The following is a 22,117-nucleotide window of genomic DNA, read 5'->3' on the forward strand; positions in this document are numbered from 1 at the left end:
CACACCCTCACCACCAGCACCTGAATGAGGGGACGGCGCTTCGCGCCGCCCCCTCATTCAGCAACCCAACCCCACCACCGAAAACGCAACAGGCTCCATGGGGTCAGTGATCCGCCGGGTCGTCGCTGGAACTGTCCGGAGCCGGCTTGGCAAGAGCAAAGCGGAAATCGTGATCAGGGCCACTCCTCCGCCGCAAACCCGGGAAGTCCATTTGATCGACAAAGCTCGACGTCGCCTGGCACGAGGTCGACTTTCGTCAATGCGTACAGTGGCCGGTGGCGCAAACAAGCGGCGGTTTCGGAATGCGTCAGATCGGGTGGAAAAGGCCAACGGGCGCGGTCATGCGAGCAGCGGCCAGGCGAGCTGCGCGGTGCTGGCCAGCAGCGCGGGCGTCTGTGGGTAGTTCTGGCTCGGCAGCTGCGCCCTGATCGCGCGCAGCCAGTCCCGGTACGTCGCACCCGCCGGCAGGGCGGCGAGAGCGGTCAGGGCCACGTACGTGAACGCGCCGTTCGGGCGGCCCGCGAACGTGGCGTCGTAGGAGTACTCGCTGTCGCGGCAGGCCGACAGCAGCAGCGCGGCGGAGCGGGGGCGGGCCCGCACGGGGCCGCGGCCGGCCGTGAGCGCCGGGCCGGTCAGGAACGTGGACGGTGGCAGGAACCGGCTGGAGCCGCGGCCGTCGCCCAGTGGACGGCTCAACCGGGTGAGCGTGCCCGAGTGGCAGGAGTCGGAGATGAGCACCGTCCGTACGCCGGGCGCGGCCGTGGCGAACAGGGTGGACAGCTCGTCGTCCAGCAGCGGGCCGTTGGCGGCGATGTCGTGCGGGCAGATGGCCTCGTCGCGGCCGTCGGGCTCGTCGCCGTCGAGGTCCGGTACCCAGGTGCCGTGGCCGGAGTACGTGACGACGACCGCGTCGCCGGGGGTGGCCTGGGTGAGCAGGTCGGCCACGCCGGTGCGGATCGCGGCGCCCGAGGCGGCGCTGTCGAGCAGGGTGCGCACGGCGAAGCCGCGGGCGGCCAGGACGCCGGTCCAGTCCGCGGCGTCGTTGCGGCAGCCGTACAGGTCGTTGGAGACGCCCGGGTAGTCGTTGATGCCGATGCAGAGTGCGAGTTTCATCGTGTACCCCCGTGGTGTGAACCTTCTGTAGTTGAAGGCGTCACGGAGGGGCCGGAAGGTTCAGCCGGCGCCGAAGCAGACGAACGGGGTCGCCTCCGGCAGGTCGGCCAGGGCGCGGGCGGGGGAGACGCCGGCGGCGACGGCGCGGTGGTAGTGCGCCATGACCGCCGGGCCCAGCTCGTCGGGGATCCTGGCGACGCTGGCCACGACGTTGGCGGTGCCGGCGTGCAGCAGCGCGGCGGTGAACCCGACCAGCTCGTCGCCGGCCCGCACCACCGCGCGGCCGACGTCGCAGGCCGACAGCACGACCTGGGCGGGCGCCGTGCCGAGGCGCTGCAGCTCGTACGCGAGCAGTGGCCCGTCGCCGAGCTCCAGGCGGGAGAACAGGACGTTCTGCGTGTCGTGGTGGCCGTGCGCGGCGACGTGGACCACCTGCGCGGCGTCCATGCTGGCCAGGACGCCGGTCGCGGTGGCGGCGGCGCCGCGCAGGACCCGGCCGTGCGGGTAGAGCGCCGCGATGGCGTCGATCTCGGCGTCGGCGTGCACGAGGTCGGGGCCGGCGACCAGCAGCGGTGCCCCCTTCGCGCCGGCGTTGTCCACGGTACGGGCGGCGAGCCACACCGACGCCGACGGCGCCACCGACACCGGGCGGCCCCGCAGGCTGGGCAGCAGGCCCCAGGGCAGGACGGCGAGCTGCCTGGTCGGCACGAGGACCACGTCGTGACCGCCGAGCGCGGCCAGTACGGGCGCGATCAACGCCTGGTCGAGGGTGGCGGCCTGCCGGTCGGCGCTGGCCCGCACGACCGCGGCGAGTCTGGCCGGCAGGCGCCGGTCGGCCGCGGCGTCGAGGTCGCTGAGCAGGCGGCGGACCGACTCGGCCACCGGCAGGTACGCGCCGAGCTCGACGGACGTGATCGAACCGCCGGCCAGGACGAGGGCGTGCAGCCGGTCGCGGCGCACGAGGTAGCTGACCATGCACCGGCCGGCGCGGGCGAGCTCGGCGAGGACCTCCGCGTCGGTGGCGGCGCCGTGCCCCTCCTCGGTGTGCCCGGCCCACCAGCCCTGCCGGCGGATCCCCTGCTCGAGCTCGGCGCAGCGGGCCCGGAGCAGCGGCTCGGCCCGCCCTTCCAGCTCGGCGAGGCGCACCGCCCGGCGCAGCTGGCGCAGCTCCGCGAGGGCCTCGGCGACCTGCGGGTCCTGCGGCGGCAGGACCGATCGGATGCGGAACGACTGGGCCCGGGACCGTTCCGACCAGTTGAACACCAGGTTCGGCGGGCCGAGCTGCCAGGAGATGTCCAGCCCGTACGCGCCGAGGTCGGCCCCGAGCGCGGCGACGCTGCTCTGCAGCTCCAGGCTGCCGAACCGGCGCCGGTGCTCCTGCAGGGTCGCCAGGCCCTTGCGCAGCTCCTGCAGGGCGGCGCGCGGCCGGCCGTCGGCACGGTGCAGCTCGGCCCGGGTGAGGCGGCGCAGGAGGTGCGTGTCGAGGGGTACGTCACCCGGCAACACCCGCCGCGCCGCCGTCCGGTGCTCCGCGGCGGGCGCGTCACCGGCGGCGATCCGGGCGCGCAGGGCGAGCAGCTCGGCGCTGCCGGCGTCGTGGCGCAGCCCGAGGCTCCGCAGGGTCGCGGCGAGGCGGGTCGCCCGCCTGGCGACGGCGAGCAGCTTGCGCCGCGCGGCCGGGACGGTGGTCACGGCGGGCGTGGCCTGCCCGGCGAAATTCGCGGTGCCGGTGGACTGCGCGCCGGGTGAGGACAGCGCGGCGGTGGACGTGGGGTGAGTGCGGGCCGCGGGCGGGATGGTGGTGCGCGGGGCGTCGGTGCCAGGAGCCGGCCGGGTGGCGGCGGCGAGGTCGACGCGGACCTGGAGGGCGGCGGCGAGGGCGGCCCAGGCGCGGTTGCGGCGGCGGGTGAAGCGGGCCCTGGCGCGGGCGCTCCACAGGGCTGCGGCCGCCAGGTCGCCGCTGCCGAGAGCGGCCTGGGCGCGGGCGAGCTCGGCCTCGCCCAGGTCCTGGCTGAGGCGGTGGCGTTTGAGCAGTTCGATGGCGTGGTCGAGGTCGTCGGCGGCGGCGGTGTCGAGGCCGGCGCCGAGGAGGGCGCGGGCCCGGTCGAGCATGGAGATGGCGAGGAACCCGTCGGCGCGCATCCGGCGCAGCGAGTCGGCGGCGGTGTCGAAGGTCTGCAGCGCCGCGGGCACGTCGCCGCCGGCGAGGTCGCAGTAGCCGAGGTTGTGCTCGACCTTGGCGGCGAGCAGGTCCAGCCCGTGGGCGACCGCGAGGTCGCGGCACAGGCGCAGGTCGGCGCGGGCGAGCCGGACCCGGCCGGCGGTGAGGTGCACGACGCCGCGGTTGAGCAGGGTGCGCGCGAGGATCGTCGGCTCGCCGTGCTCCTGCAGGACGGGCACGGCCGCGTCGAGCAGCTTCAACGCGGCGTCGATCTCACCGACGCGCAGCAGGAGCAGGCCGCGCTGCTGCAGGACGGTGCCGACGTCGGTGAGGTCGGCGAGGGTCTCGGCCCGGTCGAGCAGCTCCAGGCCGAGGTCGGTGCGGCCCTGCTCGGCCTCGGCGTGGGCGAGCGTCAGCAGGAGCCGCGCGGCGAGGCCGGGGCTGGACGGTTCGCCGCCGGGCCAGCCGAGCAGCCGCAGCGCCTCCGTGGCCCGCCGCGCGGCCGTCGCGGGCTGCCCCGCGGCACCGGCGCGCACCGCCGACCGGTGCAGCCGCGCCGCCCGGACCACCTCCCGCGGCTCCGCCGCCGCGGCCCGCGGATCACCGTCCGCCGGCGGCGGCGCGCCGGCGTCAGGCCGGGGACCAGGAGCGTCGCCGGCCGGCCGCGCGGCAAGGGCGCCCGGTCCCGGCGGTGGGGTGAGCGCACCGGCCGGCGTGTCGCGGCCCTGTCGTCCGGCGGGTGTCGTGGTGCGGCGGCGGCCGGCAGCCGGGCCCGCAGCGGTGGCAGGGGGCGCGCACGTACCGCCACTGGACCTGGTGCCGCTCGCGCCGGGGCCGCTGGACGGCATCGGGACCGGCGTGGCGGTCACCGTCCCGGGCGCGGGCACGCCGACGGCCCGCGCGGGCGCGCGCGGGTCTGTCCGGGTGGGCGGCTCCTCGGCTACACCACGAACGATGGCGTCACCACCGTCGGGGCACCATCGGCCTCTTGGTCGGTCGTCGGGTGGACCCGGATCTGCACCTCGCCGCGGGTCACCCGTTGCGCGGCGAAGCGGCCGCCCTCGTCGGTGTCCATGGTCTGCGGGCCGTCGACGGTCCGCAGCTCGATGCGGCACGGCGACGGGGGCGCGAGCCAGCCGTCGAGGCGGACGGTGCCCTTCGCGGCCGGGGTCCACTCGACCATGATCGTGAGGCTGGCGGACTCGAACGTGGCGCGGGTCGTCGCCTCGTCGCCGCGGACCCCCGCCAGTGCGGCGGCGGGGGGCTGCGGGACGAGCCGGCAGACCTCGATGTCGAAGCCGGTGACGCTGAGGGAGAACAGCAGGTCGGCGGGGACCGGGTCGAGCCGGCCGGCGATGCGGCGCAGGTCGGCGAGGAGCGTGTCGTCGTCCATCGGTCCTACCCCGGGAACCCGTCGAGGGCCCGGAGCGCCCGTTGCACGGTGGACTTCTGGTCGAGCTGGTCGAGGCGCAGCTGCGGGTCCTCGGCCGCGTTGGCCAGCAGCAGCGCGGCGACCTCGGCGGCGCCGAGCCCGGCGGCGAACGAGCTGCCGCTCCACGAGGCGAAGCCGCGGGTGTAGTCGTCGGCGTCGAGGGTCTCGCGGCGGGCGGGGCGGCCGCCGGCGTTGCCGGCCGGGGTGGTGTAGGCGGCGCCGCGGCTGCCCTGGATCTTCGGGTACGTGCTGACCAGCGCCGATCCGGGTGCCCAGTACCGGACCCAGGGGCCGTCGTTGCTGAACATGGCCTTCGCGTCGTTGGGCTGGAACGCCCCGACGCTCATCACGGGCAGCTCCCCGTCGCACCGCAGCGCCGCGGGGTAGAACTCGCGCGACGTGGCGTGGTTGCCGGCGGCGGCGACCACGACGACCCCCGCGGCCAGCAGCCGGTCCACGTGCTCCTGCAGCCGGATGGTGTACGAGCCGTCCGCCGCGTTCTCCAGGTAGTAGCCGAGCGACAGGCAGACGACGTCGACCATGCGCCCGCCGGTGCCGGCCTGGGCCGCCTCGACGTCGTCGGCGAGCTTGTCCAGGGCGATGAGCAGGTCGCTCTCGTAGACGACGCCGTCGCTGTGCATGACCCGGATCTGCAGGACGGTCGCGTCGGGGGCGACCTGCCGGACGAGCCCGCCGATGAACGTGCCGTGGCCGGTGTGGCTGCCGAGCTCGCCGGCGACGGAGCCGGTCCTGATCTGCCGCTCCCACGCGTCGCGGATGCGCTGCAGCTGGTGCCCGGCGGCGATGAGCCGCTCCTGCCCGGCGAGGATCGAGGCCTGCAGCTCGGCGTCGACGGCGGTGAACCCGTCCTCGGGCAGCGGCGCGCCGGGTGCGGGCACGTCGAGCCACTCGTGCGGGGCGATGCCCGTGTCGAGGACCGCCACGACGGGCCGCCGGTCGCCGAGCTCGGCGGCGGTGCGCCGGCGGGGCGGCGGCACGATCAGGTCGACCGGGCGGCGGCCGGCGTCCCCGGCGAAGCGCCAGGCGCTGCCCTCCGTCATCGGGGAGCCCTCGGTCATCGGGGACCCCTCCGTCATGGGGGAGCCCTCGGTCATCGGCGAGCCCTCCGTCATCGGAGAGCCTTCCGTCATCGGCGAGCCCTCGGTCATGGGAGAGCCCTCGGTCATCGGTACCCCGGCGATGGACGCACCGAAGAGCAGGTGGTCCAGGGACAGGTGGGCGCCGTGGCCCTCGGCCCGCAGCGCCTTCAGTGCGGCCCACGCGTCGACGGACTCGGGATCGGCGCCGTGCGCCGCGACGAGCTGCACGGCCCGCACCCGCCGCCGGACCGCCCGCTCCCTGACCGGCCCGTCGGGCCCGTCCGGCCCCGGCTCGCCCGCGTGGCCGTTGCCTTCGTGGCCGTTGCCTTCGTGGTCGTGCATCGACGGGGCGAGGCGCATGCCGGTCGCCGCGAGGGTCCGGTTGCAGTGCTCGAGGGCGTCGGGCTGCGGCGCCGCCGGGTCGGTCGACAGCAGGACGCCGGCGCGGTAGACCGTCGGGGCGGACGCGCCGTCCCCCGGCTCCAGCACCCGGGCGCCGTGCCGGCGCAGCACCGCCGCCGTGGGCAGCCACGGCGTCGACGGTGTGGTGTCGTTGTCCTCGCCGAGGTCGGCCTGCGCGTCCCCCGTCATCCGCCGGCAGCGTAACTGCATGTGGCTCTCCGTCCCCGCGGGCGCCGCCGACTGATGACAGCACCGTCTCACCTCACTAGAGGGCATCCGGACGGCGGCTGATACATGAATTTCAGAACGCGCTGATGACCCCGCCGTCGACAGGCACGGCGACGCCGGTGACGTAGCCGGCGGCGGGCGAGAGCAGGAACGCGGCGACCCGCCCGAACTCGCCCGGGTCGCCGAGGCGGCGCAGCGGGATCGCGGCCGCGGCCGCGGACCGGTCGGCCGGGGTGGGCAGCAGCTCCCGGTTGCGGTCGGTGAGGATCCGGCCGGGCAGCAGCGACACGACCCGGATGCCGCGCGGCCCGAGCTCGGTGGCGAGGTCCTTGGCGAACCCGGCCAGCCCCGGCCGCAGCCCGTTGGAGATGGCGAGGCCGCCCAGGGGCACCCGGACCGACGTCGACAGGACCAGCCCGATGGCGGCGTCCTCGCCCTCGGCGACGCCGCCGATGGACCCGGCGACGAGCCGGGCGAGCCGGACGGTGCCGAGGAAGACGGTCCGGAACGCGGCGAGCCAGTCCTCCTCGCTCGTGCCGGTCGCGGTGCCGCGCGGTGGCCCGCCGACGGAGATGAGCGCGCCGTCGAGCCGGCCGAACCGCTCCCGGGCCGCCGTGACCAGCCGGGCGCCGGTGTCCGGGTCGCCGAGGTCGCCGGTGACGCCCGCGGCGTGCTCCTCGCCGAGCGCGGCGACGGCGGCCGCCACGGTTTCGGCCGTACGGCCGGAGACGACCACCCTGGCGCCGTCGCGGACGAGGGCCTCGGCGGTGGCGTACCCGAGGCCGCGGGACGCGCCGGTCAGGACGTAGACACGGTCACGCAGCCCGAGATCCATGCCGGGATCCTAGTGGCGGCCGCCGGCTCGCCGGCGCAGCCAGGCGGCGACCCGGCCGCGGGGGACCGGGGCGGCGGCGCCGTCGTAGGCGAACGCGGCCTCCCGCTCGGCGAGCTCGTCGCGGGCCAGCGGCGGCAGGGTGTCCCGCACGCTGCGGGCGAAGTCCCAGCCGTCGCGCAGCGACCCCTGCGGCGGGCGGCCGTCGGCCCAGGCGGCGAACGTGGCGGTCCACCGGTCCCCGTACGCCGCGGCCAGGAACGGCCAGGCCCGGGCCACCTCACCGGCGCGTTTGCGGCGCAGGGCGATGCGGGTGGCCCGTACACCCGCCGCGGCGAACCCCTCGGGGATCGCACCGCCGCCGACGAGCGCGTCGATCAGCGCCCGCTGCTCGTCCGCCAGCGTCATGCCGGCACCGTGATCCGGGGCAGGCCGGCGGCGGCGCTGAGGGCGTCGAGCTCGCGGGTCAGCTCGGCGGCGGGCGGGTAGTGGCCGTCGCGCTCCAGCATGAGCGCCGGCGGGACGGTCCGCGCGCACAGCTCCTTGACCAGGTCGAGGACCTCCGGCGGGGTCGTGTCGGTGTGGGTGTCGTGGTAGAAGCCGTCGTGTTCGGCGCCGCCGGCGACGTGCACGTAGGCGATGCGCTCCAGCGGCAGCGCGTCGAGCAGGCCGGTGGGGTCCTCGCCGCGGTTGCGCGCGTTGGCGTACACGTTGGCGACGTCCAGCAGCAGCGCGCAGCCGGTCCGGTCGAGGATCTCGGTGAGGAACTGCGCCTCGGTGAGCTCCGGCCCGGGCCAGTCGAACAGGGCCGCGATCGGTTCGAGGGCGAGGGTGACGCCGCCGAGCGCGGCCTGGGTCCGGCGGACGTTGGCGACGACGGCGTCGACCGCCTCCCGGGTGCGGGGCACCGGCAGCAGGTGTCCCGCCTCGACGCCGCCGGCCCGCACGAACGCGATGTGCTCGCTGACCAGCGGCGCGCGCAGCAGCTCGGCGCAGCGGGCCAGGTGCGCGGCGCGGGCGTCGTCGACGGGCTCGGCGCCGCCGAGGGACAGCCGCACGCCGTGCGGCACGACCCGCACGCCGCGCTCGACGAGGTCCATGAGCAGCCCCGGCGGGTGCGCCAGGTGGATCGACTCGGCGACGACCTCGGTGAAGCGCAGCCCCGGCAGGGCGGCGACGTATCCGGCGATCTCCGGCCGCCAGCCGATGCCGACCGTCGACCCGGTGGCCGCCGGCCCCGTGCTCGCCGCCCCCGTGACCGCCGGCCCGGTCATCCGCCGCACCCGCCTCCGCCGCCACCGCAGCCGCCGCCTCCGCCGCCGCACGAGCTGGAGCCCGACGAGCAGCTGCTGGACGAGCCCGAGTCGGAGCCGCTCCAGCCGCCACCGTCGCTGCCGCTGCCGCCGCCCATGCTGCCGCTGCTCATCGCGACGTGCCGCTGCAGCTCGGCGGCCTCGGCGAACTCGGGGTCGGCGAGGAAGAACGCGCCGGCGCCGAAGAGCCCGACGCTGAGCGCCGCCGCCTCGGGGCCGTAGGTCGACCAGGACGGCGCCTGGCGCGGCGCGAGGTGTGCCGCCTGGGTCCGCATGCGGTGCAGCAGGCGCCGGCCGTTGGTGGTCGTCCGCGGTACCCGCGAGAGCAGCAACCCGATGATCACCACCGGGATGACCAGCAGCACCAGGAAGCCGACCGGGCGGTCGTTGCCGATGCCGGCGAGGATGCGGGTGATGCCGAGGGCGGCGACGGCGAAGACGATCAACGACGCCATCCACACGCCGCGGCGGCGGTCCTCGTCCAGCAACCAGCCGGCGAGGGTGAGCTGCTCCTCGGTGCGCCGCAGCACGCCCGCCACGGTGGTGTCGGTCTGCACGGTGCGGGAGGTGACGCCGCGGCGGGCGGCGGCGTGGACGGCCCGGTCGAGCTCGCCGGCGCCGGTCGGGACGGGCCCGGTCTGCCGCAGCGTGCCGCGGGTGTCGGTGCCGACGGCGCCGGCGGCGCGCAGCGCGGCCAGCGAGCTGTAGACGGCCAGCCGCCGGTCGCCGTTGAGCAGCGCGGCCTGGGTTGGGGTCAGGTCCCGGGCCCTGCGCAGGGAGGGACCACGCAGGTAACCGCGCCGCCAGATGAGCGCGGTGATGATCGCGAGTGCGGCGAGCCCGGCGTACAGCCACAGGAAGTCCGGGCCGGCGATGCCCCAGGTGTCCCCGGGCCCCGCCACGATCGATGTCCTCATGCGGCCCAGTGTGGGCGCGGCCGTCGGGGAACGCCTGTCACCGTCAGGACACTTGAGGAAACCTTGTGACGCGGCTCATCGATGCGTGCCGGCGCGGCCGCTCACGACCTGCGGACCGCGGCCTCGACCAGGTTGAGGACGGCTTCGAGGTCCTGGACGGGGCGCCCGGTGGCCAGGTGCAGCACCAGGCCGTCATACGCCAGCTCCAGGAACTGCGCGAGGATGCCGATCGGCACGTCGGCGCGCAGCACCCCCGCCTCCCGCTGGCGCTGCAGCCGGTCCCGGGTCGCCGCGGCGACCGCCTCGGACCGGGCCGCCCAGCGCTTGGCGAACTCGGGGTCGGTGCGCAGCCGCCGCGACACCTCCAGCTGGCTGCCGAGCCACCCGGCCACGTCGGCGCCCTGCCCGGTGCCGCCGTCGGTGGCGGCGCGCTCCAGCAGGTCCCGCATGACCTGCACCAGGCCGTGCTGGGCGACCGTGGCGACCATGGTCGCCGCGTCGTCCTCGGCCACGGCGAGGAAGAGCGAGTCCTTGTCGCGGAAGTGGTGGAAGATCGCACCGCGGGACAGGCCGATCTCTTCTTCCAGGCGGCGGACCGTGGCACCCTCATAGCCGTGCCGGGCGAAACAGGTCCGCGCGCCGGTGAGGATCTCCTTCCGGCGTGCGTCGAGCTGGTCCTGGCTCACCCTGGGCACGCCACTGATTATGCAAGCCGTACATACGGTTTGGCACGTTGCGGTCCGCCCTGACCGGGTCGACACGGCGCGGCGGCCCGAAACTACGGAAACCTGCATCTGTTAGTTGTCATTCTCGTCACGTAACCTGCCCGCGTGCCCCTGTTGTTGCTCTCCCTGGACGACACCCTGCTGGACAGGGCCGGGGCGTTCCGCGCATGGGCGAGCGACTTCCTGGACCGGGTCGGCGCGCCCGAGTACGACCTGGACTGGCTGCTGTCGGTCGACGCCGACGGCATGGGCTCCACCTGGGACGTCGCGGAGAGCGTCAAGGAGCGCTACGGGCTGCGCGCGGCCGCGATCGACCTGGTCGAGGAGATCCGCGCCGAGCTGATGAGCCGGGTGCGGCTGGACCCGCTGACCGCGTGCGCGCTCGCGATCGCGGAGGACGCCGGCTGGGTGCCGGTCGTGGTCACCAACGGCGAGACCCGCCAGCAGGAGGAGAAGCTGCGCAAGACCGGGCTCGACCGGTACCTCGCGGACTGGGTGATCTCCGAGGACGTCGGGGTGCGCAAGCCCAACCCGCGGATCTTCGCCATCGCGGCGGAGCGGGCGCGGATGCGCCTGGGCGGGGCCTGGCTGATCGGTGACAGCCCCGAGGCCGACATCGGCGGCGCGGCGGGTGTCGGGATGCGCAGCGTCTGGCTGCACCGGGGGCGCCGCTGGGTGGAGCCCCGCTACGCGCCGACCCGGACCGCCGACGGGGTGATCGCCGCGATCGCCGAGGTCATGGCGGCGCGGTAAATCGCTTGCGCGTCGGCGAGGGGTGCGTCAAAGTGCATCCAACTTCGAGTTGAGAGGGGGCTGGTTCGCATGGCTGCCGTCACGGCGCGATTCCGCATGCCGACTTCCGCTTCCATCTCAACTCTGGAGACCTCGCGTTGCGCGACAACGACTCTTTTGGTGCGTCCACCCGCCGCCGTCGCAAGTTCGACGACGACGACCCGATCTTCGTAAAGCGCTCCTCACCGTCCACCGATCCCGTCTGGGACATCGTGGAGGAGGAGACCGGCTGGTCCTCGTGGAGCGCGCCCGGCGTGCAGCACGGACCCGCCCCGATCCCCGACTGGGTGATCACCGAGCACGCCGCCAAGGACACCGACCGGGGCGTGCTCAAGACCGGTAAGGAAGCCGACGTCCACCTGGTGGAGCGCGGCGTCCCCGACACCGACCGGCGGGTGCTGCTCGCCGCGAAGCGCTACCGGGCGGCCGAGCACCGCCTGTTCCACCGCGACTCCGGCTACCTCGAGGGCCGCCGGGTCCGCGAGTCCCGGGTCACCCGGGCGATGGCGGGGCGCACCGCGTTCGGCCGGGAGGCCATCGCGGGGCAGTGGGCCCAGGCGGAGTTCGCCGCGCTCGCCCAGCTGTGGGAGCTGGGCGTGCGGGTGCCGTACCCGGTGCAGCTGCTCGGCACGGAGCTCATGCTGGAGTTCATCGGCGACGACGACGGCACGGCGGCGCCGCGACTGGCGCAGACCAGGCCGGACGCCGACCAGCTCGCCGACCTGTGGTGGCAGCTCGTCGACGGCCTGCGGGTCCTCGCCCGCGCCGGCGTGGCGCACGGTGACCTGTCGCCGTACAACACGCTCGTGCACGAGGGGCGGCTCGTCATCATCGACCTGCCGCAGATCGTCGACGTGGTGATCAACCCGAAGGGGGCCGACTTCCTGGCCCGTGACGTGGCGAACATGGCGAAGTGGTTCACCGGCAAGGGCTTCCCCGTGGACCCGGAGCCGCTGATCGTCGAGCTGCTGCACGACGCGGGCATGCGGGTCTGACGATGTGCGCGGCCCGCCCGGTGTCGTGGCCGGGCGGGCCGCGGGTGAAAGCGGCGGGGAGGGTCGTTTCCGCCGCTTCCGTCTTCGCGGGGCTTGGCCCCGCTCAGCTGTGGTGGGCTCAGCCCAGGTGGACGGCGCCTTCGGCGGGCACGTCGTCCTTGCCGGCCCTGACCAGCAGGATGACGACGACCGCGGCCACGGCCAGCAGGACCGAGCCCCACCAGAAGGCCGTCACGTAGCCGTCGACCATCGACTCCAGCCGCAGGCGCGGGTCGGCCGCCCGTGCCTGGTGGTCCGTGAAGTACGAGGTCGCCGCGGTGATCGCGACAGTGTTCAGCAGTGCCGTGCCGAGCGACCCGCCGACTTGCTGGCTGGCGTTGACCACGGCGCTGGCCGCGCCGGCGTCGTGCTCGTCGACGCCGACCAGCGCGATGTTGCCCAGCGGCACGAACGTGCAGCCGAGGCCGAAGCCGAGGATCAGCATCGCGGGCAGCACGTGCGTGGCGTAGGACGTGTCTACGCCGATGCGGGTCAGCAGGATCATGCCGGCCGCCGCGACGGCCGCCCCGGTCGCCATGACCGGCTTCGGGCCGATCTTCGGCAGCAGCGCGCTGGACAGGCCCGCCGCCATCAGCACCCCGGCGCTGATCGGCAGGGTGCGCAGCCCGGACTGCAGCGGCGTGTAGTGCAGCACGATCTGGAAGTACAGGCTGACGAAGAACACCGCGCCGATGAACCCGGCGCCGATCAGGGTCGAGGCGAGATACGCGCCGCCGCGGGTGCGCTGCAGCACGATCCGCATCGGCAGCAACGGGTTGCGGATGCGCGTCTCGACGATGACGAACAGGGCCAGCAGCAGCAGCGCGACCCCGATGAAGCCGAGCGTGACCGGGGAGGTCCAGCCGTACTTGAGCTGCTGCTGCGCGTCGGTCTCGCCGGCCTTCGTGAAGCCGTACACGAGCAGGCTCAGACCGAGCGTGGCCAGCACGGCACCCGGGATGTCGTATTTCGTGTTGCCCTGGGCCCTGCTCTCCGGCACGACCCGGACGGCCAGGGCGACCGCCACGAGCGCGACCGGGATGTTCACCAGCAGGCACCAGCGCCAGTGCGCGTAGTCGGTGAGCACGCCGCCGAGGACCAGGCCCAGCGCGGCGCCGCCGCCGGCGATCGCGCCGTACACGCCGAACGCCTTCGCCCGCTCCTTCGCGTCCACGAACAGCACGCTGAGCAGCGCCAGCGACGCCGGGGCGAGCAGCGCGCCGAAGACCCCCTGCAGGGCGCGGGCGAGGAACAGCGACGTCTCGTCCCACGCGCCGCCGCCGAGGCCGGAGGCGACCGCGAAGCCGAGGATGCCGACCACGAACGTGCGCTTGCGCCCCCAGTAGTCCGCGACCCGCCCGCCGAGCAGCAGCAGGCCGCCGAACGTCAGCGTGTAGGCCGTCACGACCCACTGCTGGTTGGCGTCGCTGATGCCGAGGTCGGCCTTGGCGTGCGGCAGCGCGACGTTGACCACCGTCGCGTCGAGCACCACCATCAGCTGCGCCACCGCGATGATGACCAGCGCGAACCAGCGCCGGGGATAGGCGTGCAGCGGCTCCTGGGCGTGCCGCTCGTGCTTGCCGTGCCGCTCGGTCGCGACGTGACTCATCCGCCATCCCCTCCTACAACCATCAAAGGTCTAGTCGGGGAACGTTTCCCGGGTTCACCCAGGTCCGCCGCCTGAGATCACGATCACGGAATAATGAGCAGCTTCCCGGTGGTGCGCCGGCCCTCCAGCGCCGCGTACGCGTCCCGGACCTCGTCGATCGGGTAGCGGCCGGTGACCGCGACCTCCACCACCCCGTCGGCCATCCAGCCGAACAGCGTCTGCGCCCGCTCCAGCAACTCGTGCCGGGACGCGATGAAGTGCCCGAGCGTCGGCCGGGTGAGCCAGTAGGAGCCCTGCATCAGCCGCAGCGGGTCGAACGGCGGCACCTTGCCGCTCGCCGCGCCGAAGAGCACCAGCGTGCCGCGCGGCCGCAGCGCCTGCAGGCTCAGGTCGAACGTGTCCTTGCCCACGCCGTCGTACACCGCGGCCGCGCCCTCCTCGCTGACGGCCCGCACCGCCGCCAGGGCGTCCTCGTACGCGACGGCCCGCACCGCGCCGTCGGCCCGGGCGATCTCCCGCTTCTCCTCGCTGCCGGCGGTCGCCACCACCCGACCGCCGAGGTGGGTGACGATCCGGGTCAGCAGCCGGCCGACCCCGCCGGCGGCGGCGTGCACCAGCACGGTGTCGCCGGCCCGCACCGGGTAGGAGTCGTGCGTCAGGTAGTGGGCGGTGAGCCCCTGCAGCAGCGCCGCGGCCGCCTGCGCGGTGGCGATCCCGTCCGGCACCGGCACCAGCCGGTCCGCCGGGACGACCGCCTGCTCGGCGTGGCTGCCGGGCACGCCGGTCCAGGCCACCCGGTCACCCGCGGCGAGCCCCTCCACCCCGTCGCCGAGCCGCAGCACCGTGCCGGCGCCCTCGCTGCCCAGCGTGAACGGCAGCGGCACCTGGTAGGTGCCGGTGCGCTGGTACACGTCCATGTAATTCACACCGCTCGCCTCGACGAGCACCAGCACCTGACCCGGCCCCGGATCCGGCACCGGAACGTCCCGGACCTGCAACACCGAGCCGTCGCCGTAGCCGTCGAACACCACCGCGCGCATTCGTACCCCTCTTCGTCGTGTCGGCTTCCTGTCTACCCCAATCCGACGATCGGAAATGTCGTACCGCTGCCGTACGATCCCGGGGTCTTTGGAGGTGAGCACGTGGGGCCGACCCATCGTCTCGCGATCGATCTGGGCACCTGCCACACCGTCGCGGTCGTCCGCCGCGGCGACGAGGCGCCACGCGCTCTGCTGTTCGACGGATCGCCGGTGATGGCGTCGGGCATCTACGCCGACGAGAGCGGCCGGCTGTCCGTCGGCCGGGACGCCGAGCGGCTGTCGCAGCTGGCGCCGTCGCGGTTCGAGCCCTATCCGAAGCGCAGCGTCGACGAGGGCGCCGTCCTGCTCGGCGACACCGAGGTCACCGTCGTGGAGATGCTCGCCGCCCTGCTCAAGCGGGTCGCTGACGAGTCGCTGCAGGCCGGGGTCAACCCGGTCGGCTCCACCGTGCTCACCTGCCCCGCCGACTGGGGCGGCCAGCGCCGCGGCGTGCTGCTCGAGGCGGCCCGCGCCGCCAACCTCGGCCCCGTCGTCCTCGTCGACGAGCCCATCGCCGCCGCCACCTACTGCCTGCGCGTCCTCGGCCAGCAGGTCGCCCCGCTGCAGTCCCTCGCCGTGTTCGACTTCGGCGGCGGCACCCTCGACGTGTCCGTGGTGCGCCGCGAGTTCGACGGCCTGCGCGTCCTCGGCGTCGGCGGCCTCGACGACCTCGGCGGCGTCGACATCGACGCGGCCCTCGTCGGCCACCTCGGCCAGCTGATCAACCTGCGCAACCCCGAGATCTGGCAGCGCCTCGCCAACCCCGACAGCACCGCCGCGCACCGCGACCGCCGCGCGTTGTGGAATGAGGTGCGCGCCGCGAAGGAGATGCTGTCCCGCGCCGCCTCCGCCCCCATCCACGTGCCGGGCACCGAGGAGGCGCTGCACCTCACCCGCGAGGAGCTGGAGCGCGTCGCCGGGCCCCTCATCGACCGCGCCGTCGACGAGACCCGCCGCGTCCTGGAGCGCGCCGGCGTCGACGTCCGGCAGCTCGCCGGCATCTTCCTCGTCGGCGGCTCCTCGCGCATCCCGCTGGTCGCCAGCCGGCTGCACGCCCGCTTCGGCGTCGCCCCGGTCGTGCCCGAGCAGCCGGAGCTGCCCGTCGCCTATGGCGGCATGCTCTCCGTGGCCACCCCACCGCAGCAGCTCTTCGACGGCGGCCAGGCGCCGGCGCCCCGGCCGGTCTCCGGCACGCCCGTCTCACCCGGCGGCTTCACCTCGTTCCCCGTCTCGGCGCCGATCCCGGTTTCCGGCACGCCGACCTCCTCGGGCGCGTATGGCTCTCCGGCGGGTCTGTCGCAGACGTTCGCCACGCAGTCGCCGTCCGCGCCGGCCTCCCCGGCGACGGCCCCGGGCGCGTTCATCCCCAGCCAGACCCCGCCGCCGGGCGCCGGGCGCCCGGGTGGCCCTCCGGGCGCTCCCGGCGGTCCGGCCGCGTTCGCCGCCGCCGCGCCGCCGGGGACCCGGCCCGGTCCCGGTCCCGGTCTCGCCCGGCCGGGCGTTCCTGCCGGGATCGGCGCGCCTGGGGTGGGCGCGCCGGGGTTCGGCGGTCCGGCGTTCACGCCGCCGCCTCCGCCGGTGGTGGTCCGCCCGCGGCGCCGCACGGGCCCGTGGATCGCCCTCATCATCGTGCTGTCCCTGATCGGCGGCTGCCTCTGGGGCGGCACCAAGATCTTCGGCTGGATCGGCGACCAGTTCGAGTCGGTGAAGGACGGCTTCCCCGACAACACCACCGCCGGCGACAACGGCACGGTCAAGGATCCCAAGATCCAGGGCCTGAAGGCCGGCGCGCCGATCACCCTGGCGAGCGAGGGGGCCGTGGCCGCGGTCGCCGGCAACGGCGCGGTCTACACGGCCACCGTCACCGTCGGCGAGACGGAGGTCGTCGGCTATGAGGCCACCGGCGGCGAGAAGTTCCGGGTCAAGCTGCCCATGGAGCCGAAGGAGGTGCACCTCACCGTCGTCGGCAACCTCCTGCTCGTCGACGGCGAGGAGGACCTGAAGCTGCCCGAGAAGGACAACAGCCGCGGCGTGATCGACGTCGCCACGGGCACCAGGAAGTGGAACGGCCCGTGGGCCGACCGCCTCGACGTGCTCTACATCGGCACCGACGTGATCGCCGAGGTGCGCGGCTTCAACACCTCCTCGATCGAGCGGGTCGACCTCAACGACGGCAAGGTCCGCTGGTCGCACGCCGGCGACAAGGACGGTCACTACATGCACGCCGAGCGCGGTGTGCGTCCCGCGCAGCGCTGGCCCGGTGCCGACGGGGGCGCCGACGTGTGGGCCCCGACCCGCGAGCCGTCGTTCAACGACGTGGTGCCGTTCCGGCAGTCCCTCACCGCCGACCCGGCCGTGGCGGTGCAGCTGCAGGCGGACGACAAGGCCAGCACGATCGACCTCAACTCCGGCAAGGTGAAGGCGACCGGCACGATCTCCAAGGGCGGCGACTCCTGGCTCGTCTACAACGACCTGGCGATCTTCAAACTCGCCGACCTCGACAACGCACTGGTCGCCTACAACCTGTCCGACATGAAACAGAAGTGGCAATACCGGGCGACGGCCGGCACCACCCTCGACAACGTGAGCCCCTGCGGGGAGAAGCTCGTCTGCGTGCAGGCGGAGCTGTCGTCGGGCAAGGACGCCGTCATCGCCATCGACACCAGCAACGGCACCGCGAAGTGGACGAAGAACGCGCCGACCGACGGCACGACGAGCATCACCCGGGAAGGCAACTGGGCGGTCGTCGGCGGCAAGCTGGTCGGCGGGTTCGGCCCGTTCGGCGGGATCGGCGACGCGGCGCTCCTCGACTCGAACAACGGCAACAACCAGTTCACCCTCGGCCAGGGCCTGGACGGGCACGACGTCGCCGCCTGCGCGGCGGGCCGGGTCGCCATCATCACCTGGCGCAACGCCGCCTCCGCCGTGCAGGTCGTCGTGGTGAACGTCGCCGACAACAAGATCGTCGGGGCCGCCGACGTGGCGAAGAAGGACATCCTGCAGAAGGTGTCGATGACGGACAACACGGTCGTCGCCCTGAACCCGGAGTCCCGCGTCGTGCAGCGGTACGCCATCCCGGCCTGACTCGACCGGGCACCGTCACGTCTCCGGCGGTGCGCGGCCCCGACCGCCTGCCGCGATGCCGGTCGGGGCGGCGGACCGCCGCGCTGCCGTGGACGAGGTCGTGGCGGACGCGGTGGCGCGCGGGCGGGTGCGGTGGTGCCGGCGGGCGTGGCGGTCCCGGCGGCCGTGGTGGTGCCGGCGGTCGTGGCGTGCCTGTGGTCGCGGTGGCCTTGGCGGGGTGTGGCGAAGCCGGCGGGCGCGGTGGTGCCGGCGGGTGTGGCGGTGCCGGCGGGTGTGGCGGTGCCGGTCGGGGTGGTCCAGCGGTGGCCTTGGCGGGGTGTGGCGGTGCCGGCGGGGTGTGGCGGTGCTGGCGGGTGTGGCGTGCCTGTGGTCGCGGTGGCCCCGGCGGGTGTGGCGGTGCCGGTCGGGGTTGTCCAGCGGTGGCCTTGGCGGGGTGTGGCGGTGCCGGCGGGGTGTGGTGGTGCCGGCGGGTGTGGCGTGCCTGTGGTCGCGGTGGCCCCGGCGGGCGTGGTGGTGCCGGCGGGTGTGGCGTGCCTGTGGTCACGGCGGCCTTGGCGGACGTGGTGGTGCCGGCGGGCGTGGCGTGCCCGTGGTCACGGCGGCGTCGGCGGATGTGGCGGTGCTGGAGGGATCGGTGCGGCGGGCGGCGCGTGGTGGTTCCCGGACTGCGCGGTGGTGCCCGACGTCCTGGTGTTCGGCGACATCGTGCGGCGGATCGAGGCTTCCTGCGCCGCCCGATGCCGGCGCAAGTCCCGCAGTGCCCGCGATACCGGCGTGTTCTGGCGCCGTCAGGGCGTGCCGGACGACTCCGGCTGACGCGCCGGCCGCCGTCGCCGGCGGTGGCAGCGGTCGCAGCATGGTGGCTGCCGCGCCATGCACCGGGCCGCGGGCCCGATGACCGGTGCGCAACTCGCCGGAGGTCCGTGGCGAAGCACACCGGTGGTAACCCGCCTTGTCGCACCGGACGACGGGGATGCCCGGTGCTTGCCAGCATTGCGGCATGAACATGCGTCAGCGCCTTGCGGCGGGTCCAGTCGAATCACTACGTGCCGATCAGCAGCACCGGCAACCGGTGCTGCTGGTCACTCCGCACAACGAAACGGCAATTCCTCGACGCCATCGGTTTGCCGTAGGACGGCAACGCGGATGGTGACTTCGGGACCATCACGCAGCGAGTTGCAGCACCACGAAGGGGTCGCAGCTGACGGGGTGGACGGCGTGGAGACCGCCAGCGCCCTGGCCTCCCCGGCAAGAACGCGCCCTGCTGTGGCGCGCAGCGCGACGGGCCGGTCACCTCGGCGGTGGCCGGCCCGTCGTCGTGCGGAGTGCGAAGGGTTACGCCTCGATCATCTTGCGCAGGACGTACTGCAGGATGCCGCCGTGGCGGTAGTAGTCCGCCTCGCCGGGGGTGTCGATGCGCACCACGGCGTCGAAGGTGACGCCGGTGTCGGTGGTGACGGTGACGGTGCGGGGCGTGGTGCCCTCGTTGAGCTGCTCGACGCCGGTGACCGTGAAGGTCTCGGTGCCGGTGAGGCCCAGCGACTCGGCGTTCTGGCCCTGCGGGTACTGCAGCGGCAGCACGCCCATGCCGATGAGGTTGGAGCGGTGGATGCGCTCGTAGCTCTCGGCGATCACGGTGCGCACGCCGAGCAGCGCGGTGCCCTTCGCCGCCCAGTCGCGGGACGAGCCGGAGCCGTACTCCTTGCCCGCGAGGATCACCAGAGGCGTGCCGGCCTCGGCGTACGCGACGGACGCGTCGTAGATGGTGGTCTGCTCGCCGGTGAGGTGGTTGACGGTGACGCCGCCCTCGGTGCCGGGGGCGAGCTGGTTGCGCAGCCGGATGTTGGCGAACGTGCCCCGGATCATCACCTCGTGGTTGCCGCGGCGGGAGCCGTACGAGTTGAAGTCCTTGCGGTCGACGCCGTGCTCGGCCAGGTACCTGCCGGCGGGGGAGTCGGCCTTGATCGAGCCGGCCGGGGAGATGTGGTCGGTGGTGACGGAGTCGCCGAGCTTCGCCAGGACCCGGGCGCCGGTGATGTCGGAGACCGGGGCGGGGGTGGTGGCCATGCCCTCGAAGTACGGGGGCTTGCGCACGTACGTCGACGACGCGTCCCACTCGAACGTGTTGCCGGTCGGGGTGGGCAGCGACTGCCACTGCTCGTCACCGGCGAACACGTCGGCGTAGCGCGACTTGTACAGGTCGCTGCCGATGGCCGCGGCGATGGTGTCCTCGACCTCCTTCGGCGTGGGCCAGATGTCGCGCAGGTACACGGGCTGGCCGTCGGAGCCGGTGCCCAGCGGCTCGCCGGTGAGGTCCAGGTCCATCGTGCCGGCCAGGGCGTAGGCCACCACCAGCGGCGGCGAGGCCAGGTAGTTCATCTTCACGTCGGGGTTGATGCGACCCTCGAAGTTGCGGTTGCCGGACAGCACCGACACGACGGTCAGGTCGTGCTCGTTGACCGCGGCGCTGACCGCCTCCGGCAGCGGGCCGGAGTTGCCGATGCAGGTGGTGCAGCCGTACCCGACCAGGTTGAAGCCGAGCTTGTTCAGGTACGGGGTGAGCCCCGCCCGCTCGTAGTAGTCGGTGACGACCTTCGACCCGGGCGCGAGGGTGGTCTTCACCCACGGCTTGGTGGTGAGACCCCGCTCCACGGCGTTGCGGGCCAGGAGGCCGGCGCCGAGCATGACCTGCGGGTTGGACGTGTTGGTGCACGAGGTGATCGCGGCGATGACGACGGCGCCGTGGTCGAGCTCGAAGTCGCCGACCTTCACCGGCTTCGACGGCCGGCCGTTCGCGCCGCGCGCGGCGGAGACCAGGTCGTGCGGCTTGTCGCCGTTGGCCTGCACGTGGTTGGCCGGCGGGTCGCTGGCCGGGAACGACTCGGCGCTCGCCTCGTCGGCGGGGCCCTCCACGCCGTCGCTGGTCACGTAGTCACCCAGCACGCCCCGGAAGAGCGGCTTGGCGCTCTTCAGCGGCACCCGGTCCTGCGGGCGCTTCGGACCGGCCAGGGACGGCTCGATCGTCGACAGGTCCAGCTCGAGGCGCTCGGAGTAGTCGGGCTCGGCGGCCGGGTCGTGCCAGAGGCCCTGCTCCTTCGCGTACGCCTCGACGAGAGCGACCTGCGCCTCGTCGCGGCCGGTGAGGCGCAGGTACTTGATGGTCTCGTCGTCGATCGGGAAGATCGCGACGGTCGAGCCGTACTCGGGGCTCATGTTGCCGATCGTGGCCCGGTTGGCGAGCGGGACGGCGCTGACGCCGGGGCCGTAGAACTCGACGAACTTGCCGACGACGCCGTGCTTGCGCAGCTTCTCGGTGATGACGAGCACCAGGTCGGTGGCGGTGCAGCCCTCCGGCAGCTCGCCGCTGAGCTTGAACCCGACGACCCGCGGGATCAGCATCGACACGGGCTGGCCGAGCATCGCGGCCTCGGCCTCGATGCCGCCGACGCCCCAGCCGACGACGCCGAGGCCGTTGACCATGGTGGTGTGCGAGTCGGTGCCGACGACCGTGTCCGGGTACGCCTGGCCGTTGCGCGGCATGACCACCGGGGCCAGGTACTCGATGTTGACCTGGTGCACGATGCCGGTGCCCGGCGGGACGACCTTGAACTCGTTGAACGCGGTCTGGCCCCAGCGCAGGAACTGGTAGCGCTCCTTGTTGCGGCCGTACTCCAGCTCGACGTTGCGCTCGAAGGCGTCCGGCCGGCCGAACAGGTCGGCGATCACCGAGTGGTCGATGACCAGCTCGGCGGGGGCGAGGGGGTTGACCCGGGTCGGGTCGCCGCCCAGCTCCACCACGGCCTCGCGCATGGTGGCCAGGTCGACCACGCACGGCACGCCGGTGAAGTCCTGCATCAGCACCCGGGCGGGGGTGAACTGGATCTCGACGCTGGGCTCGGCGGTGGCGTCCCACCGGCCGAGGGCACGGATGTGCTCGGCGGTGATGTTGGCGCCGTCCTCGGTGCGCAGCAGGTTTTCGAGAAGGATCTTCAGGCTGTAGGGCAGGCGCTCGGCGCCCTCGACCTTGTCGACCTTGAAGATCTCGTAGCTGGCGTCACCGACGCTCAGCTGGCTCTTGGCTCCGAACGTGTCGAGGCTCGCCACGGCGTTGCTCCCTACAGTCAATCAGGCGGGTGTCAGGGCAAGTCTTCCGCAACCGGGATGCCCGGTCGTCATCAACCAAGAAAACCGTACGTCCGTCTTGTTAAACCCGCAAGCGTGTACCAAGCTGTGAAACATGATTCACCACGCCTGACGCGCCTGTTCGGCGGCCCTGGCCCAGCGGGTTCACGCGGG

General features: G+C 74.0%; 16 protein-coding genes. 4 read left to right on the top strand and 12 right to left on the bottom strand.

The genetic code is table 11. The features are described 5' to 3' along the window. Window positions 1-339 precede the first annotated feature (339 nt). The 9 genes from OP18_RS32650 to OP18_RS32690 form a co-directional block, all read right to left on the bottom strand. Entirely contained in the window at window positions 340-1,113 is a 774-nt protein-coding gene (locus OP18_RS32650) for a caspase family protein (RefSeq protein ID WP_033362972.1), read from the bottom strand. Between the two features lie 60 nt (window positions 1,114-1,173). Beyond that, window positions 1,174-3,843: a CHAT domain-containing protein gene (locus OP18_RS32655; protein WP_033362973.1), complete on the bottom strand. Its 2,670-nt coding sequence runs from the start codon at window positions 3,841-3,843 to the stop codon at window positions 1,174-1,176. 371 nt (window positions 3,844-4,214) lie between these two features. Next, a complete protein-coding gene (locus OP18_RS32660; RefSeq protein ID WP_052387669.1) occupies window positions 4,215-4,667 on the bottom strand; it encodes a hypothetical protein in 453 nt (150 codons plus the stop codon). A gap of 5 nt (window positions 4,668-4,672) precedes the next feature. Beyond that, window positions 4,673-6,397 carry a S8 family serine peptidase gene (locus tag OP18_RS32665; protein ID WP_052387670.1) on the bottom strand — a complete coding sequence of 575 codons (1,725 nt, stop codon included), beginning with the start codon at window positions 6,395-6,397 and terminating at the stop codon, window positions 4,673-4,675. A gap of 112 nt (window positions 6,398-6,509) precedes the next feature. Then, the gene (locus tag OP18_RS32670) at window positions 6,510-7,271 is read right to left on the bottom strand and encodes an SDR family oxidoreductase (RefSeq protein ID WP_033362974.1); all 762 of its coding nucleotides are present in this window, start codon (window positions 7,269-7,271) and stop codon (window positions 6,510-6,512) included. Between the two features lie 9 nt (window positions 7,272-7,280). Beyond that, window positions 7,281-7,676, bottom strand: a complete 396-nt coding sequence (locus OP18_RS32675; protein ID WP_052387671.1) for an SCO6045 C-terminal-like domain-containing protein — start codon at window positions 7,674-7,676, stop codon at window positions 7,281-7,283. Next, a complete protein-coding gene (locus OP18_RS32680; RefSeq protein ID WP_052387703.1) occupies window positions 7,673-8,542 on the bottom strand; it encodes an MbnB/TglH/ChrH family RiPP precursor modification enzyme in 870 nt (289 codons plus the stop codon). Before OP18_RS32680 ends, OP18_RS32675 begins: the two co-directional genes overlap by 4 nt. Beyond that, window positions 8,539-9,498, bottom strand: a complete 960-nt coding sequence (locus OP18_RS32685) for a TIGR04222 domain-containing membrane protein (protein ID WP_033362975.1) — start codon at window positions 9,496-9,498, stop codon at window positions 8,539-8,541. The genes OP18_RS32680 and OP18_RS32685 overlap by 4 nt, the downstream gene beginning before the upstream one ends. Window positions 9,499-9,599: 101 nt before the next feature. After that, window positions 9,600-10,193, bottom strand: coding sequence for a TetR/AcrR family transcriptional regulator (locus OP18_RS32690; RefSeq protein ID WP_033362976.1), 594 nt, complete (start codon window positions 10,191-10,193; stop codon window positions 9,600-9,602). A gap of 135 nt (window positions 10,194-10,328) precedes the next feature. Here OP18_RS32690 and OP18_RS32695 point away from each other — a divergent pair, with 135 nt between their 5' ends. Then, window positions 10,329-10,976: an HAD family hydrolase gene (locus OP18_RS32695; RefSeq protein WP_033362977.1), complete on the top strand. Its 648-nt coding sequence runs from the start codon at window positions 10,329-10,331 to the stop codon at window positions 10,974-10,976. 137 nt (window positions 10,977-11,113) lie between these two features. Continuing rightward, the gene (locus OP18_RS32700; protein ID WP_033362978.1) at window positions 11,114-12,010 is read left to right on the top strand and encodes a serine protein kinase RIO; all 897 of its coding nucleotides are present in this window, start codon (window positions 11,114-11,116) and stop codon (window positions 12,008-12,010) included. 118 nt (window positions 12,011-12,128) lie between these two features. Here OP18_RS32700 and OP18_RS32705 read toward each other — a convergent pair whose 3' ends face one another. Beyond that, entirely contained in the window at window positions 12,129-13,658 is a 1,530-nt protein-coding gene (locus OP18_RS32705; protein WP_033362979.1) for an MFS transporter, read from the bottom strand. Window positions 13,659-13,741: 83 nt separating this feature from the next. Next, on the bottom strand, window positions 13,742-14,698 hold the full coding sequence (locus tag OP18_RS32710) for a quinone oxidoreductase family protein (RefSeq protein ID WP_033362980.1): 957 nt from the start codon (window positions 14,696-14,698) through the stop codon (window positions 13,742-13,744). A 102-nt stretch (window positions 14,699-14,800) separates the two neighbouring features. Here OP18_RS32710 and OP18_RS53385 point away from each other — a divergent pair, with 102 nt between their 5' ends. Both OP18_RS53385 and OP18_RS57830 read left to right on the top strand, forming a co-directional pair. After that, on the top strand, window positions 14,801-17,821 hold the full coding sequence (locus tag OP18_RS53385) for an Hsp70 family protein (RefSeq protein ID WP_052387673.1): 3,021 nt from the start codon (window positions 14,801-14,803) through the stop codon (window positions 17,819-17,821). A 672-nt stretch (window positions 17,822-18,493) separates the two neighbouring features. Then, window positions 18,494-18,637, top strand: coding sequence for a hypothetical protein (locus OP18_RS57830; protein ID WP_156089961.1), 144 nt, complete (start codon window positions 18,494-18,496; stop codon window positions 18,635-18,637). Window positions 18,638-19,156: 519 nt separating this feature from the next. Here the strand turns inward: OP18_RS57830 and OP18_RS32720 are convergent. Continuing rightward, the gene (locus OP18_RS32720; protein WP_033362981.1) at window positions 19,157-21,925 is read right to left on the bottom strand and encodes an aconitate hydratase; all 2,769 of its coding nucleotides are present in this window, start codon (window positions 21,923-21,925) and stop codon (window positions 19,157-19,159) included. Window positions 21,926-22,117: the final 192 nt, after the last annotated feature.

Origin of the sequence: Dactylosporangium aurantiacum, assembly GCF_000716715.1 — a bacterium.
Classification (GTDB): Bacteria; Actinomycetota; Actinomycetes; order Mycobacteriales; family Micromonosporaceae; genus Dactylosporangium; species Dactylosporangium aurantiacum.

Coding starts and splice junctions, on each gene's coding strand:
- OP18_RS32650 (WP_033362972.1), bottom strand. CDS start 1,113: ATGAAACTCGCACTCTGCATCGGCATCAACGACTACCCGGGCGTCTCC.
- OP18_RS32660 (WP_052387669.1), bottom strand. CDS start 4,667: ATGGACGACGACACGCTCCTCGCCGACCTGCGCCGCATCGCCGGCCGG.
- OP18_RS32665 (WP_052387670.1), bottom strand. CDS start 6,397: ATGACGGGGGACGCGCAGGCCGACCTCGGCGAGGACAACGACACCACA.
- OP18_RS32670 (WP_033362974.1), bottom strand. CDS start 7,271: ATGGATCTCGGGCTGCGTGACCGTGTCTACGTCCTGACCGGCGCGTCC.
- OP18_RS32675 (WP_052387671.1), bottom strand. CDS start 7,676: ATGACGCTGGCGGACGAGCAGCGGGCGCTGATCGACGCGCTCGTCGGC.
- OP18_RS32680 (WP_052387703.1), bottom strand. CDS start 8,542: ATGACCGGGCCGGCGGTCACGGGGGCGGCGAGCACGGGGCCGGCGGCC.
- OP18_RS32685 (WP_033362975.1), bottom strand. CDS start 9,498: ATGAGGACATCGATCGTGGCGGGGCCCGGGGACACCTGGGGCATCGCC.
- OP18_RS32705 (WP_033362979.1), bottom strand. CDS start 13,658: ATGAGTCACGTCGCGACCGAGCGGCACGGCAAGCACGAGCGGCACGCC.
- OP18_RS32710 (WP_033362980.1), bottom strand. CDS start 14,698: ATGCGCGCGGTGGTGTTCGACGGCTACGGCGACGGCTCGGTGTTGCAG.